Source organism: Diaphorobacter oryzae DSM 22780 (genome assembly GCF_059568935.1).
The window spans coordinates 31,414-45,603 of sequence record NZ_JCANUL010000006.1 but is presented as its reverse complement, the minus strand read 5'-3'; the positions used below and the strand labels follow the sequence as shown (position 1 = coordinate 45,603).

Below are 14,190 nucleotides of genomic sequence, written 5' to 3'. Positions count from 1 at the left end.
CGCGGCGCATCCGTCCACCCCACCCTTCGCCGCACGTTTTTCCGCTGACCGATGGCCGTTTTCACCGAAGTCTCCAACAAAGAGGCGCGCGAGCTGCTGCGCCGCCTGCAACTGGGCAAGCTGGTCGCGCTGCGCGGCATCGAGGGCGGCATAGAGAACACCAACTACTTCCTCACCTGCGAACAGGGCGAGTACGTGCTCACGCTGTTCGAGCGCCTCACGGCGGAGCAGCTGCCGTTCTACCTGCACCTGATGAAGCACCTGGCGCACGCCGGCATCCCCGTGCCCGACCCGCAGGCCGACAAGTACGGCGAGATCCTGCACCAGGTGGCCGGCAAGCCCGCCGCCCTGGCCACCAAGCTGCGCGGCAAGAGCCAGCTGGCCCCGCAGGAGGCGCACTGCGCGGCCGTGGGCGCCATGCTGGCGCGCATGCACCTGGCGGGGCGCAGCTACGAGCGCCAGCAGCCCAACCTGCGCGGCCTGCCCTGGTGGAACGAGACGGTGCCCGTGGTGCTGCCGCACATCGGCGCCGAAGAGGCCGCCCTGCTGCAGTCCGAGCTGGCCTACCAGAACCATGTGGCCGCGTCGTCCGGCTACGCGGCGCTGCCGCGCGGCCCCGTCCACGCCGACCTGTTCCGCGACAACGTGATGTTCGACGGCGAGGAGCTCACGGGGTTCTTCGACTTCTACTTCGCGGGCGTGGACACCTTCCTGTTCGACCTGGCCGTGTGCCTGAACGACTGGTGCATCGACCTGCCGACCGGCGCGCACGCACCGCTGCGCGCTCAGGCCATGCTGAACGCCTACCAGAGCGTGCGCCCGCTCACCGCGGACGAGCGCACGCTGCTGCCGGCCATGCTGCGCGCGGGCGCGCTGCGCTTCTGGGTCTCGCGCCTGTGGGACTTCCACCTGCCACGCGAGGCCGCCCTGCTTACGCCCCACGACCCCACGCATTTCGAGCGCGTGCTGCGCCAGCGCGTGGCCCACGCCATCCATCCCTGACACCGCCCGGCGCGGGCGGCCAAGGCCCCAGGCGCGCGGGCCCGGTGCCCGCTGGAGTACATTCGCCGTGCGCCCGGCAACCGCGCCGCCGCGCACATCTTTGATTCCGACTCATGAAACTGCACATCGTCCCCGCACGCACGGGCCTGGAATGGGTACGCCTGGGCATCCGCGTGTTCTGGCGCCAGCCCATGGCCCTGGCCGCGCTGTTCTTCATGACCATGGCGGCCATATCGCTGGCCACCATGCTGCCCCTGATCGGCCCCGCCGTGGCGCTGGCCCTGCTGCCCTCGGCCACGCTGGCCATGATGGTGGCAGCCGCCGAGGCCAGCCAGGGCCGCACGCCCACGCCGGCCCTGCTGCTGGTGGCCTTTCGCGCGGGCAAGCAGCGGCTGCACGCCATGCTGACCCTGGGCACGCTCTATGCCGTGGGCTTTCTGGGGGTAATGGGGCTGTCGGCGCTCATCGATGACGGCCAGTTCGCGCAGGTCTACCTCGGCGGCCAGCCGCTCACGCGCGAGATGGCCGAGGCCGGCGACTTCCAGGCCGCCATGTGGCTGTCGCTGCTGCTGTACGTGCCGCTGTCGCTGCTGTTCTGGCACGCGCCGGGCCTGGTGCACTGGCACAACGTGCCGCCCGTGAAGGCGCTGTTCTTCAGCATCGTGGCCTGCATGCGCAACTTCGGCGCCTTCACCGTGTACGGCCTGTCCTGGATGGGCGTCTTCCTGGGCGCCGGCATCGCCATCAGCCTGGTGGTCACCCTGCTGGCCGCGGCCGGCCTGGGGGCCGGCCTGGTCGGCGGCATCATGGTGGCCACGGCGATGATGCTGGCCGCCATGTTCTTCTCGTCGGTCGTGTTCACCTTCCGCGACAGCTTCGAGGCGCCCGAGCCGCCGCAGCTCAGTCCGCCGCCCTCGGATTCCGCAGGCACCGACGCCTGAGCATCTGCACCGGGGAGTGAAGGCAGGGCACCCCTCGGACCGCCCCGAAAAAAAAAGCCCTGCGGCATGCGCCGCGGGGCTTTTTTCTTTCATGGACCGAGGCGGGGGCTGCCCGCCGCCAGCCAGGCTCAGGTACCGATCACGCCGCCGTCATCCTTGGTGATGACGATGGTCGCGGAGCGCGGACGCTTGCCGGCGCCGTAGCCGGCGTTGGCGGGCCACTGGCTCTGGTACTTCGTGGGGTCTGCCACGTCGGCCATCTTGGTGTTCTCGCCCGGGTGCTGGATGTTGACGAAGATGGCCTTGCCATCGGGCGTCTCGGCCAGGCCGGTGATCTCGCAGCCCTTGGGGCCCACCAGGAAGCGCTTGAGCGTGTCGGGCGTGGCGGCCTTGCCCACGTAGGTGTCCAGGTTGAGCTTGCTGCCGTCGGCCTTGGTGTAGCTCAGCGTCTTCTTGCCGCCATCGCCCACCTTGCCCGGCACGGCGGCCAGCATCATGCAGTTGGTCACGTCGGTGTAGGCGCCGTCGTCGGTCTGGATCCAGCAGATGCCCGTGGCCTTGCTGAACACCAGGCCGTCGGGGCTGGAGAAGTCCTGATCGGCGGTGAGGGAGGAGATGTTCACCAGGGACTTGTCCGCGCCGGCTTCGGCACCGAAGAGGTACACGTCCCATGCGAAGGCCGTCACGCTGGCGCCTTCCTTCAGGCGCACCAGGTGGCCGTTGGGGTTGCCGCGCTGTGCCGAGCTGCCCTTCATGTCGGTGTAGGCGCGCGGGTTGGCGGGGTCGGGCAGGTACTGGCTGCCCGTGGGGTCGATGGAGCGGTTGCTGTTGTTGGTCAGCGTGAAGTAGATCTCGCCGTTGGCGGGATTCACGGCATTCCACTCGGGGCGGTCCATCTTGGTGGCGCCCACGGCGTCGGCGGCCAGGCGGGTGTGGATGGCGATTTCGCCGGCGTCCTCGAACTTGTACTTGTCGTACCCGGCAATCGCGGCGTTCGCGGTGCTCAGTTCCACCCAGACGCCAGTGCCGTCGTTGTTGAACTTGGCCACATACAGCTTGCCGCTGTCGAGGAACTTGTCGCCCACGGCCAGTCGGTCGGCGGCGTTGGCGTCGGCGGCACTCCACAGGGCCGTGGACACGAACTTGTAGATGTATTCGCCGCGCGAGTCATCGCCCATGTACACCGTCAGCGGCTTGCCCGCCTCAACCTTGCCGAAGGCGGCGCTCTCGTGCGCGAAGCGGCCCAGGGCCGTGCGCTTCTTGGCGGTGCGGCTCTTGTCGTAGGCGTCGATCTCGACGATGTAGCCCATGCCGTTCATCTCGTTGCGGTAATCGTCCACGCCATCGACCGTGGTGCCGGTCTTGCTGTTGTTCCAGCGGCGGTACTGGTCGTCCACGCCACCCGTTTCCCAGCCGTGGCGCGAGGCTGCGCCCTGGCTGCGGCCGTAGCGCTTGAGCGAGGCCACGCTCTTGTCGTTGCCGCGGGCGGCATCGTCGGCGGCGTCGCGCGTGAAGTAGCCGGCCCAGTTCTCTTCGCCGGTCAGGAAGGTGCCCCAGGGGGTCTTGCCCGTGCCGCAGTTGTTCAGCGTGCCGCGGGTGGCCGTGCCGTTGGGCGAATACAGCGTCTTGAGCTGCGCGTGGCCGCGTGCGGGCCCGGAGATCTCCATGGGCGACAGCGGCGTCAGGCGGAAGTTCAGGGCCGAATTGGGGGCATAGGCCCACTTGCCGCCGGTCTTGGCGACTTCGATCACGGCGATGCCGTGCAGGGCCACTTCCTTGTCCACCTCGGAGGCAGGACGGGGCAGCGTCGACGTGCCGCCATTGGCGTGGATGAAGAAGGAGGACAGTTTTTCGTCTGTCGTGGCCTCGTGGTTGATGGCCAGCAGACCGCGCTCGATGGCGCTGTCGTTGCGCTTGCCGTCGGCGCCCAGGCCGAACCACTCCATGCCGTCATGGTGGTCGCCGCCGCGGCGGTCGAAGTCGGCATCGGTACCGTCGTTCTTGAAGGCCGAGGTGCCGGGAACCACGGGATCGCCCAGCGCATACAGCACGCTGACCTTGTAGCCGGCAGGCACGCTCACCGAGTCGGCCAGGCTCTTGGCCACGGCGGTAAAGCCCAGCAGCTTGGGCGTGGGGGTCGTCGGCGTTTCGTCGTCGTCATTGCCACCGCAACCTGCCACGGCCAGGCCACCCAGCAGCGCCGTCCCCATGGAGCCCACGCCACCGCGCAGCAAACCGCGACGCGACAGGCGCGCGGTCAGCACCGATTCGAAGGTGGGGTTGTTCGTGGTGTTGGAGTCTTCATCGTTGAAGTCGACGGCCGTCTGCGGCACGTTCACGCGGTCGTTCATGGAGATCCTTAGTGGGGTGGTTGATTCAAACCCCGCGAGCGTAGGAAGCCCCCGTGACGCGCGCATGACCTCTTCATGACATTTCAAAGACACCCCCCCCCGCCAGACGCCGCGGCCACGAGCCGCGCCAGGGTGGCTACTTCCCGGTGAACAGAAAGTAGGCGACCACGCAAACGGCCAGTGCCACGATGAGGCGCGCGATCCACGGCGTGACCAGCCACGCGCCCAGCGCCAGCGCCAGCCGGCCCCACACATGCGCGGACTTCCATGCCGGCTGCGTGGCGCCGCCGCCCTGCAGGGGGTAGCCGCATCCCGGGCACACAGGCGCGTGCGACGACACCTCTCGCGCACATTCGGGACAGCGAATCAGAGCCATGCCTCAGCGTCCCGCCAGCGCGCCGATGAGAATCTGCACCCGCCGGTTCAGCTGGCGCCCCTGCGGATCGTCACGCCCGTCCGGCGTGCTGTTGGCCGCGACGGGCTGGCGCTTGCCCATGCCCTGTGTCGCCGCCTGTCGCGCCGTCTGCTGCTGCAGCGCCTGGGCCACGGCCTGCGCGCGGCGCAGGGACAGCCCATCGTTGTAGGCGTCCGTCCCCTTCCCGTCCGTGTGGCCCACCACGGTCAGCGGCGCCTGGGGGTAGCTCTTGATGAGCTCGGCCGCCTTTGCCAGCGAGGGGGCGGCATCCGGCCGCAGATCGGCCTTGTCGAAATCGAAGAGCACATCGGCCGGCAGGTCGATGGAGATCGCCTGCTCCGGCGTGGGCTGCGCCTTCAGCTCCACCAGCAGTGCCTTCGTCTGCTCCAGGCGGTGGGGCGGTATCTCTGCCGCGCGCAGGAGGGTTTCGGGGCCGGCGCGCTGCTGCAGCTGCGTCTGCGCCGCACGCGGAGCCAGCCCGCCCGACACGCTCTTGTCCTGCAATGCCGTCGCGGGTGCCCCTGCCGCGGGCTGCAGCTGCGTGGGCGTCTGCGCCAGCGGGCGCTCTCCCCGCACCACGGCCATGCCTTGCGCACCGGCCATGGTGCATGCAAAGGCGGCCGCCATCAGCCCCCCCACCCAAACCATGCGCGCCACCGGCATCAGCCCCCCTGCAGCGGCAGGTCCATGGACAGGCCCGGCGCCACGATGTTGTCGCCGTCGTTGCCTTCGTTGAAGACCAGCCGCAGCTTGCGCGCCGTGGCCGGCACACTGCCCAGGAACACCAGATGGCCGTCCAGCGTCTGCCCCTCGCGGATGGTGATGTCGCGGTTGTTCTCGGGACGCTTGATGTGCAGCCGCGCGCCGCCCTCGTCCTCCAGGAAGGTGTCGGCCAGCGCCAGCATGGTGGTGTCGGTGATGCGATTGGCAAACGAGATGCTCACGTCGAGCACGGTGGCGTCGCCCCCGATCTCCACGCTCTTGACGCGCACCGTCACGCCCGCCGGCGCCACGCCTTGCACGCCCAGCGGCAGCTTCCGGGGCTCGGCCACGCGGGCGGCCACGGCAGGCGCGGGGGCCGCCGCAGGCTCTGCCGCCGGCGCAGGGGCCGCGGCGGGTGCCGCCGCCTGCGGCGCAGCCGGCGCGGACACCACGGGCGCTGGCGGCGCCTGATCCTTGCAGCCTGCCACCAACAGCATGGCCGCCGTCAGCGCCAGCCACCCGGCCTGGCGCATGCCAGCAGCAGCGGAAAAAAATGGGGGGTTCATGATCACTCCTCGGTTGTCCCCGCATCCCATCAGCGGATGCGAATGTTGTTGACCGTTGTACCAGCGCCCGGCGCAGGGCCACGCGCCGGCGAGCCCGCGCCGGCACAGTCGCGCGCCGTCGCGCCCCTGGCATTGCGCCCTTGCACGATGACCGTTCGGCCTTCCAGGCGCGCGCCGCGCACGTCCACGCTGTTCACCGACGCATCGCCGCATGCGACGCCGTCTGCCTGGTTGCCCGTTACCTCGATATGGTTGCCCGCTCCGGGCGCCGCCACGGGCGCCGTGGGCACAGCCTGCCGCGCGGCCGCCGCAGGCTTTCCCGGCACACCCACCGGCCCCGACGGACCGATCACGCCCTGGGGCCCCACGCCATCACCGGCCCATGCCGCCATCGCCATCCACATGGCCAGGCCGCCCGCCCAAGGTGCGGGGCGGCCGTGCACGCTGCGTCTCATCTCCGTCTTCCCTTCTCTGGTCTAGCGCGGCGCGGGCATGCCCGGCAGGCCTGTTCCAGGCTGCACGGCGGCGCCACCCGGCGCCACATGCTGCGGCACCCCGGGCAGGCCCCTGCCGGGCAGCGGCGGCACCTCCACCGCGCGGGCCGGCCCGGAGGCAGGCGCCGGCAGGGCATCGGAACCACTCGCGGGTTCGCCCGAGGACTGGCGCCGCACCATGGACTCCAGCTCCAGCGCAAAGCGCTCCGCAAGGGCCATTTCCTCTGCGGCCATCTCCGTGCCGAGTTCGTTGATGGTCTGCGCAACGTCATGGGCCGCAGCAGCCGAGCCCGGCGCGCCCAGGCGCTGTGCCAGGCGGGCATAGCCCAGTGCCTTGACCTTGTCCTGCGGCACGCCGCTGCCGCGGCGGTTCATCTCCGACAGGCGCTGCATGGCACGGGGGTCACCCCGCACGGCCGCCATCAGATACCAGCGATAGGCCTGCCCCACGTCGGCAAAGCCCGCCCGCTGGCTCTCGTAAGCATTGCCGACCAGCGACAGCAGCTGCGGGTTCTGCGTGGTCAGCGCCTCGCTCTTGAGACGCTCCAGCTCGTTGCGGTACAGCGGTCCCTGGCACCCCAGATCGGTCACGCCTTTTTCCAGCGACTGATTGCAGGCCTCCAGAAACCGCGCGCCCGCACTGGCTGCCGGCGCCGGCGCCTGCCGCGCCGCAACCGCCGCGCCACCGGCGGGCATGGAGGCGCCGGCCGGCTGCGCCGCCCCGCCGCCGGCCACCTGCGCCGGGGCCGTCAACGCCCAGCAGGCGCACACCGCACCGGCCCACCAGGCCTTCGCCATGGCCGCCCTCATGTACCAGTCCTGTCATTGCCGGCCGGGACGGCCTGCGGCTGCCGCGTGTCCTTGGCGGGTGTCGCGGCGACCTGCGCCTCCTCCTCCCAGGCCATGGGCACATTGAAGAACAGGGGCTGGAATCCCTCCCAGGTCATCACGTCCACCTCGCCCAAATGCGCGAAGCGGCTGCCGTACACCTTCTCTAGAGCGGCGCGCGTGGGTGCGTCGTATTTCTGGGACACCTCCACGGGCTCGCCATACTTGCGCAGCATGACCTGGATGAGGCCGATCTTCAGCTCGGGCGTCAGGCCGTTGAACGCGGAGCGCATGTTGGCGATCACCACCGGGTCGGGCGTGCCGCCGGGAATGCAGCGCCAGTACGGCGTGTTCGTGGCCTTGCCCACCAGCTCCAGCACGCTCAGATCCACCAGCGTGCGGATGGCCGAATGGCGCCCCTGCAGATACTTGCCCTCCATCTTGAAGCCGAAGGCGTCGCCATAGAAGCCCAGGCTGGCGTTGTCCTCGGAGCTGAAGTTCAGCACCTTGACCACGTTGGACGCCTGGATCTGCGGCACCATCTGCTGGGTGGAAAAGCTCACGAGGTTCAGGTCCAGTGCCAGGGCCGAGTAAATGGCCGTGCGCTTGACGTCGCCGCCCAGCGTCACCGTGCCGTTGCCGCCGCCGAACTCGATGCCCACCGAGTTCACGCGCCCCGCGCCGGCGATGGCGCGGTCGAATTCGGTGAGTGCGCCCGTGATCAGGAAGTCCGGCATGGTCACGCCGAACTTCGCGCCCAGTTGGGCCTGGGCGACCAGGTATTCGGGGTGGTAGGGCACATACACCACACGCACACCGATGCGGTTGACGGCCGTGCGCACCATTTCCGTGATGTCGCCCGGAATCTCGGCGCCGGCCAGCGGGCTCGACAGATTGGTTGCATCCAGAATGCTGCGCGTCTGCAGGTAGATGACCGGGTCGCCGTCCTTGTAGATGTCGAGCATGCGCCCGAAGCGCCCCAAGGCCTGGGCATAGGGGCTGAGATTGGTGACGGGCAGCAGCTTGTCGGCCTCGCGCTCCGCCATCAAGGCATTGGCGTCCTTGAGCGCGTTTTCCGTCGTGGCGCAGCCTGCCAGCAGCGCCAGCGCCAGCACGGCTCCCCCCATTCGCAAACAGTTATTTTTTTTCATGGTGATGTTCTTCATCGATTGACCGGCCCCTGCGGGCCACTGCGCCGCCAGGCGCACTACGGCGGACACACCGCCGCATGGCGCTCATCGGCGCGAATTCAGCACGGTGATGTTTTCCACGCCGCGCCCTTCCACGTACAGCGTGACGTTGCCGGTCACGTTGCCCTGGATCACCGGGCTGGCAATGCGCAGCGAGCCATCAGCGCCACGATGCACATCGGAGTAACTGGTGCGGATGACCACGTTCTGCTGGTTGTCCGGCAGCTGCAGCGTGCCGTCGGGCTGCAGCAGCGCGCTCTGGTCCACCAGCGTGTTGCGGGCGATGGCCCGGGCCACGCGCGCCTTGGCGCTCACCGAGGGGTACACGCCGTCGTTGAGCCGAACGCCGCTTTGCGCCATGTCCTTGTAGGAGCCCAGCTGCTCCCCGTAGTTCACCATCTGGGCCTGCGCGGTCAGGCCTGCGGCGGCCAGCACCACGCCAACCGCCAGCGCGCGGGACGCGGTGCGGTGTGTTGTCTTGCTCTGGTTCATAGAACGCTCCTTGCTCGATACAAAAGAAGAAGTCGGGACAGGGCTGCGCATCACATGCTCACCAGGTTCACGGCCGGCAGCACCGTCACCGATTGGTTGACCACCCCCGACGAAGGCACGGTGTAGGTGTAGCCGGGGTTCGCGGCGAACGCCGAATTGCCCGCCACCCCTGCCACGCCAGTGATGGCGCCGCCCACGTTGCGCACGCTGCCCGACGTCATGCCCGCTGCGGCGGCCGTCATGTTGCCGACGATGGTGACGGCGCCGGTAACCACGCCATGGTTGATCAGCGAGTTCGACACTCCGCCCAGGGCCGCGCGCCCCTGGTTGCCAATGATCGCCACCGTGCCCGTCAGCACGCCCTGGTTCACGACCGAGTTCACCGTGCCGCCCATGGCCGTGCTGCCCCGGTTTCCTGCGATCACCACGTTGCCCGAGAGCAGCCCCCGGTTGTCCACGCTGTTCACGGTGCCGCCCCCCGTGGCGCTGCCCTGGTTCCCCGCAATGACGATGTTGGCGCCCTGGATGCTGCCGCGGTTGCGCACGCTGTTGACCACGCCGCCGCCGTTGGCGCTGCCGGTGTTGCCCGCGATCAGCACCTGGGCGCCACGCAGCGAGCCACCGTTGTCCAGCGTGTTCACCTGCCCACCGCCCTGCACGCTCGCCTGGTTGCCCAAAATGGTGATGTTGGCGCCGCTGATGGTGCCGCTGTTGCGCACGCTGTTGCCGCTGCCGCCCCTGGTCGTTCCCTGGTTGCCCATCAATGCAATCTGGCTGCCGGAAATGCTGCCCTGGCCCGCAATGCTGTTGATCACACCGCCCGCGCTGGCACTGCCCTGGTTGCCCAGGATGGTGATGCTGCCGCCCTGCAAAGAGCCTGCGATGTCCACGCTGTTGGCAACGCCCTGCCGCGCGGAGCCCTGGTTGCCTGCCACCGTGACTTGCGCGCCACGCTGGCGCGCACCCTGGCGCACCCGCACGCTGTTGGCCAGCGCATCGCGCCCCCCGCTGGCATGTGCCTCGCCCTGGTTGGCCGCGATCGTCACGGCGCTGCCCTGCAGGCTGCCATTGGTCTGGAGGCTGTTGGCCAGCGCGGCCTGGCCGCCGCTGGCCGACACGCCGCCGGCCATGTTGCCCGCCACGGTGACCTGCACGCCCTCGGCGCTGCCCCCGCCCTGCACGAAGCTGTTGGCCGCGGCCAGACCCTCGTCGGCACGCACATGGGCGGCCTGGTTGCCGGCCAGCTGGATGCTGGCGGCGCGCAGCTGCGCAAGCGCCTGGATGGCATTCGCGTTCGCCTGCCCCACGCCCTTGCCGAAGGCGGCAACGCCTGCCAGCGTGCCCTCCCGCCCTTCGCTGCGTATGCCGGAGGCCGTATTGCCCGCAAGCGTGAAGCTGCTGGCCTGCGCACGGCCCTGGCCGTTGAGCGCCAGCGCGTTGGCATTGATGCGCCCGCCCTGGGCCTGCAGCTGCCGGGCGTAATTGCCCGCCACCACCAGCGCGGAACCCTGCAACTGCGTCGCACCATTGCCGTCCATGTACAGCGCATTGGCCGCCAGCACGCCATTGCTGCTGGAGCCCACGCCCAGGGCCTGCCCGGAGCCCCCTCGCGCTCGCACGTCCTCGGCCGCGTTGCCGGCGATCACGACGCTGCTGCCCACCAGGCGCGCGCCGCGGTAGGCTGCCAGCGCATTCACCAGGGCCGTACCGCCATGGGCCTGCACGCGGCTGGCCTGGTTGCCGGCGATGGCCCAGGAAGAGCCCGCATCCAGCGCCGCCCCGTCATGCAGCACCAGCGCATTGGCCGCCGCCCTGGCACTGGCGCTGCGCGACACCGCGCCACCGCCGGCCGATGCCGAGCCTGCCTGCGTGGACACATCGGCGGCCCTGTTGCCCACCAGCGCCCCCGAACCCGAAAGGCGCGATGCCTGGCCTGCGCCATGCTCCAGCGCCACGCTGTTGGCCATGGCAATGCCGCCACGCGCGCTGATGCCCGACGCCGTGTTGCCCGCCACGGTCAGGCCCGCGGCGTCGAGCTGCGAGCCCGTCACGGCCAGCGTATTGGCCAGCGCCGACGCGCTTTGCGTCGCCGAAAACAGCACGCCGCCGCCGGCCTGCGCGGCGTAGCCCGTGGCGCTCACGCCATCGGCACGGTTGCCCGCCAAGGCCACGGCGGTCTGCTGCACCCGGGCCTCGCTCACCAGCAAGGCATTGGCCGCAGCCAGTCCGCCCGAACCCGTGAGCTGCTGCGCACTGTTGCCCGCCACGGCGATCTGCGCCTGGGCCAGCGTCGACTGGCGATCGGCCACCACCGCGTTGGCCAGGGCCCGGCCGTTGCGCTCCAGGGCCGCCACCGCGCCGCCGCCAATGCTGCCCGACGCGCCCGCCGTCTGCACCTGCGCGGCCTGGTTGCCCGCCACGCTGACGCGGCCGCCGTCCACCGTGGCGTCGTCCAGCCACAGGCTGTTGGCCACGGCCGCACCGCCCGTGGCCACCACGCCGCGCGCCTGATTGCCCGCCACGGCATGCTCTGGCCCCGCGCCCAGGGCGCCGCGCGTCACCGAGATGCTGTTGGCCAGCGCCGTGGCGGACATGCGCACATCCGCCAGGGCGCCGCGCAGCACGGACGCCTCGCCGCCCCAGGCGCGCACGTCCGTGGCCGCATTGCCCGCCAGCAGGGCCGTGTAACGGCCGCCGGTGCCGGACTGGTGTTCGGAAAGGCTCAGGCTGTTGGCCAGCGCGCTGGCACCATGGGCCTGCACCTGCGACGCCTTGTTGCCCGACTGCAGCACCCGCAGGCCCGTGACTTCGCTCGACGCCAGCGACACCGCATTCGCGGCCGCCACCCCCGTCAGATTCGCCTGGGCAATCGTGCCGCGGCCCACGCCGGCCGCGCCGCCGCCGGCCCGCACGTCAGCGGCCTCGTTGCCGGTCTGCGTGATCTCGGTGCGGTTCAATGTGCTGCGCGCCGCGGTCACGCCATTGGCCAGGGCCGCGCCACCGATGGAGGTCACCTCGCGCGCGGTATTGCCCGACAGCAGCACCTGGGACTGCCGCGCCGCCGTGCCATCCAGCAGGATGCTGTTGGCGCTGGCGCGGCCGGGCATCTGCAGCGATCCCGTGCCCAACATCACGTCGCCCTTGGCGCCGAACGCCGAGACTCCGGCCGCGCGGTTGCCCTGCACCACGAGGCTGGAACCCGTGAGCGGCTGGGCGCCCGTGCCGCTGGCGGCCAGCACCGTGTTGGCCGTAGCCGCGCCGCCCAGCGCATTGATGAACCCCGATACCTGGTTGCCCAGCACATGCACCCGCGCCTGGCGCAGCTCCATGGCCGCCAGGCCCGCCACGTTGGCCTGCGCCGTGCCCGCCAGATCGACACGCATGCCGGCATTGGCCAAGGCAGAGCCCTTGCCGCCCGTGGACACCACCTGGGCATTGGAGCGGTTGCCCTGCACGCGCACGTCGCTGGTGCCGTCCACCTGCGTGCCGGCGCTGTTCTTGTGCCAGCCCAGGCCCGCCAGCATCGACTCCTGCGCCACGCCGCGCAGCGGCACCGCCGCGATCGCCACGCCCATGAACCAGAGAATGGCCAGCGGCCGGTCTTTCACTTGCACCTGGATGTCCTTTTGCTGAAACGCCCTGTCGTCTGCGCCGCACGGCCAAGGCCCAGCGCACACGGCAGAACGCTGAATGCGCCCTGCCTGGATACGGGCCACCGCCCGTGGCCACCGCCCGGGCACACGTCGCAGCGGCGCCCAGGCAAGAACCACGAACGGCACCCGGCGGCTCGTCAGTTGATGTTGATGCTGTTGACGTTGGCGGTGCCGCCAAAGGCCTTGATGTCGGTGGCTTCGTTGCCGCTGACCGTGATCTCGGAGTTGCGGATCTTGGAGCCGGTGATGTTGATGCTGTTGACGTTGGCCACGCCGTCCATCGACACCTCTGCCACCTTGATGCCGGCCTTGCCGCCGCCAGCGATCACGTTGGTGGCCTTGTTGCCCGTCACGGTGATGCGGCTGTTGGTGATTTCCGAACCGGCCGAGCCCTTGCCGGACAGCATGCCGGGAATGGTGACGTTGCCGCTCTGGGCAAAGGCGGCGCCACAGGTCATGGACAGTGCGGCGATGGCGGTTACTGCGATTTTTCGCATTTCAAGGATCCTTTCGAATGAATGGGGGTAATCGGCAATGCAAAAACGCGGCCTTGGGGCTGCGAGCCGGATTCTCATTAGCATCCGCCGGCATTGATGTAATCAAAAGTTGCCCCTGCAAACCCAAAGTGTGTAAGCACTGACATTTTCACTTCTCTTCTGCTGGACATTCCCGTGCGCTGGGAAGAAGCAGCTCAGCCTTCTTCAGAAAATACAAATTCACTTACAAATACCCACCCCGATGGGGTAGCAACGCTTTGAACCAGGCACTCAAATCGAATCAATGAGTTACTCTTTGAATAATCAAGAAACCAGTATCACAGTCGCCACGCCTATCTCAACGGCAGAATATTTATTCAACCACTTAATAGTCATAAATATTTCATGAAAATCAGGCAATTCACTGCACGCGGAATAATCCTGGGCGGTCTGGCCATGGCCCTCGTGGCCTGCTCGGGCAAGAATGAGGGCTTTCACCCCGGCTCCATCGCATTTCCCACGGACGCCCAGGTCCAGGCCGCACTGCAGGCCCAGTTCATCCAGGACCCGCACAATGCCGCCGCGCGCGACCTGGTGCGCACGCTGGGCGGCGATGCCGGAGAGCTGCGCTACCGCGTGCAGCATGTGCTGTACCGCCAGGGACCGTTCGAGGCACGCTATGACGCCGTGCTGCACCTAGGCCAGCCCGGTGCGCAGAGCCTGCAGGCCCTGTACGCCACCATGATTCCCGAGGCCGAACGCGCCAAGCTGCCGGCCCAGGACCTGGCCAGCTATGAGGCATGGCTGCGCCAGCAGGCCGCCACGCTGGACAAGCAGTCGCCCGCGCAGTCACGGGCGCTGCTCGACACGCTGCAGTTGCTGGGCCAGTGCTACCGCGACGCCCCGGCCGGCGCCGAGGTGGTGGTCATGCAGGGCCTGGCGGCGCTGCTGTCGCCCGAACGCCAGGGCCTGTTTGCCGAGAAGCTCGCGTCGGACCGCACGGTGGTGCGCTGCCTGCCCGCCTGATCGCCAGCCAGAAGCGGCCAGGCGCCCGCCGGCTGGGCGCAGGCAGCTCTGTTT

General features: G+C 69.3%; 13 protein-coding genes. 3 read left to right on the top strand and 10 right to left on the bottom strand.

Going from position 1 to position 14,190, the window contains the following annotated elements; genetic code table 11:
* Positions 1-51: 51 nt before the first annotated feature.
* A complete protein-coding gene (locus tag BP68_RS11365; RefSeq protein WP_496371759.1) occupies positions 52-1,002 on the top strand; it encodes a homoserine kinase in 951 nt (316 codons plus the stop codon).
* Positions 1,003-1,115: 113 nt separating this feature from the next.
* Positions 1,116-1,943: a BPSS1780 family membrane protein gene (locus tag BP68_RS11360; protein ID WP_496371757.1), complete on the top strand. Its 828-nt coding sequence runs from the start codon at positions 1,116-1,118 to the stop codon at positions 1,941-1,943.
* A gap of 128 nt (positions 1,944-2,071) precedes the next feature.
* Here the strand turns inward: BP68_RS11360 and BP68_RS11355 are convergent, their stop codons facing one another.
* From BP68_RS11355 to BP68_RS11310, 10 genes are all read right to left on the bottom strand, one after another.
* Positions 2,072-4,294, bottom strand: a complete 2,223-nt coding sequence (locus BP68_RS11355; RefSeq protein WP_496371755.1) for a PhoX family protein — start codon at positions 4,292-4,294, stop codon at positions 2,072-2,074.
* Between the two features lie 136 nt (positions 4,295-4,430).
* Complete coding sequence (locus BP68_RS11350) at positions 4,431-4,670, bottom strand: zinc ribbon domain-containing protein (RefSeq protein ID WP_496371753.1); 240 nt, start codon at positions 4,668-4,670, stop codon at positions 4,431-4,433.
* Between the two features lie 3 nt (positions 4,671-4,673).
* Positions 4,674-5,312: an OmpA family protein gene (locus BP68_RS11345; RefSeq protein WP_496371751.1), complete on the bottom strand. Its 639-nt coding sequence runs from the start codon at positions 5,310-5,312 to the stop codon at positions 4,674-4,676.
* Positions 5,313-5,371: 59 nt separating this feature from the next.
* Positions 5,372-5,977 carry a hypothetical protein gene (locus BP68_RS11340; protein WP_496371749.1) on the bottom strand — a complete coding sequence of 202 codons (606 nt, stop codon included), beginning with the start codon at positions 5,975-5,977 and terminating at the stop codon, positions 5,372-5,374.
* 29 nt (positions 5,978-6,006) lie between these two features.
* The gene (locus tag BP68_RS11335) at positions 6,007-6,432 is read right to left on the bottom strand and encodes a hypothetical protein (RefSeq protein ID WP_496371747.1); all 426 of its coding nucleotides are present in this window, start codon (positions 6,430-6,432) and stop codon (positions 6,007-6,009) included.
* 21 nt (positions 6,433-6,453) lie between these two features.
* Complete coding sequence (locus BP68_RS11330; RefSeq protein ID WP_496371745.1) at positions 6,454-7,269, bottom strand: sel1 repeat family protein; 816 nt, start codon at positions 7,267-7,269, stop codon at positions 6,454-6,456.
* Between the two features lie 8 nt (positions 7,270-7,277).
* Positions 7,278-8,426, bottom strand: coding sequence for a hypothetical protein (locus BP68_RS11325; RefSeq protein WP_496371743.1), 1,149 nt, complete (start codon positions 8,424-8,426; stop codon positions 7,278-7,280).
* Positions 8,427-8,534: 108 nt separating this feature from the next.
* A complete protein-coding gene (locus BP68_RS11320; protein WP_496371741.1) occupies positions 8,535-8,981 on the bottom strand; it encodes a hypothetical protein in 447 nt (148 codons plus the stop codon).
* Positions 8,982-9,031: 50 nt separating this feature from the next.
* Positions 9,032-12,595, bottom strand: a complete 3,564-nt coding sequence (locus tag BP68_RS11315) for a beta strand repeat-containing protein (protein ID WP_496371739.1) — start codon at positions 12,593-12,595, stop codon at positions 9,032-9,034.
* Positions 12,596-12,771: 176 nt separating this feature from the next.
* Positions 12,772-13,131, bottom strand: coding sequence for a hypothetical protein (locus tag BP68_RS11310; protein ID WP_496371737.1), 360 nt, complete (start codon positions 13,129-13,131; stop codon positions 12,772-12,774).
* Positions 13,132-13,515: 384 nt separating this feature from the next.
* Between BP68_RS11310 and BP68_RS11305 the strand changes: the two genes are divergently transcribed.
* Positions 13,516-14,136, top strand: a complete 621-nt coding sequence (locus BP68_RS11305) for a hypothetical protein (protein WP_496371735.1) — start codon at positions 13,516-13,518, stop codon at positions 14,134-14,136.
* The last annotated feature ends 54 nt before the right edge of the window (positions 14,137-14,190 follow it).

Excerpts from the sequence above, each read along its gene's own strand:
- BP68_RS11320 (WP_496371741.1), bottom strand. The coding sequence starts at position 8,981 with ATGAACCAGAGCAAGACAACACACCGCACCGCGTCCCGCGCGCTGGCG.
- BP68_RS11330 (WP_496371745.1), bottom strand. The coding sequence starts at position 7,269 with ATGGCGAAGGCCTGGTGGGCCGGTGCGGTGTGCGCCTGCTGGGCGTTG.
- BP68_RS11355 (WP_496371755.1), bottom strand. The coding sequence starts at position 4,294 with ATGAACGACCGCGTGAACGTGCCGCAGACGGCCGTCGACTTCAACGAT.
- BP68_RS11310 (WP_496371737.1), bottom strand. The coding sequence starts at position 13,131 with ATGCGAAAAATCGCAGTAACCGCCATCGCCGCACTGTCCATGACCTGT.
- BP68_RS11340 (WP_496371749.1), bottom strand. The coding sequence starts at position 5,977 with ATGAACCCCCCATTTTTTTCCGCTGCTGCTGGCATGCGCCAGGCCGGG.
- BP68_RS11335 (WP_496371747.1), bottom strand. The coding sequence starts at position 6,432 with ATGAGACGCAGCGTGCACGGCCGCCCCGCACCTTGGGCGGGCGGCCTG.
- BP68_RS11305 (WP_496371735.1), top strand. The coding sequence starts at position 13,516 with ATGAAAATCAGGCAATTCACTGCACGCGGAATAATCCTGGGCGGTCTG.
- BP68_RS11345 (WP_496371751.1), bottom strand. The coding sequence starts at position 5,312 with ATGGCCGGTGCGCAAGGCATGGCCGTGGTGCGGGGAGAGCGCCCGCTG.
- BP68_RS11360 (WP_496371757.1), top strand. The coding sequence starts at position 1,116 with ATGAAACTGCACATCGTCCCCGCACGCACGGGCCTGGAATGGGTACGC.
- BP68_RS11350 (WP_496371753.1), bottom strand. The coding sequence starts at position 4,670 with ATGGCTCTGATTCGCTGTCCCGAATGTGCGCGAGAGGTGTCGTCGCAC.
- BP68_RS11365 (WP_496371759.1), top strand. The coding sequence starts at position 52 with ATGGCCGTTTTCACCGAAGTCTCCAACAAAGAGGCGCGCGAGCTGCTG.
- BP68_RS11325 (WP_496371743.1), bottom strand. The coding sequence starts at position 8,426 with ATGGGGGGAGCCGTGCTGGCGCTGGCGCTGCTGGCAGGCTGCGCCACG.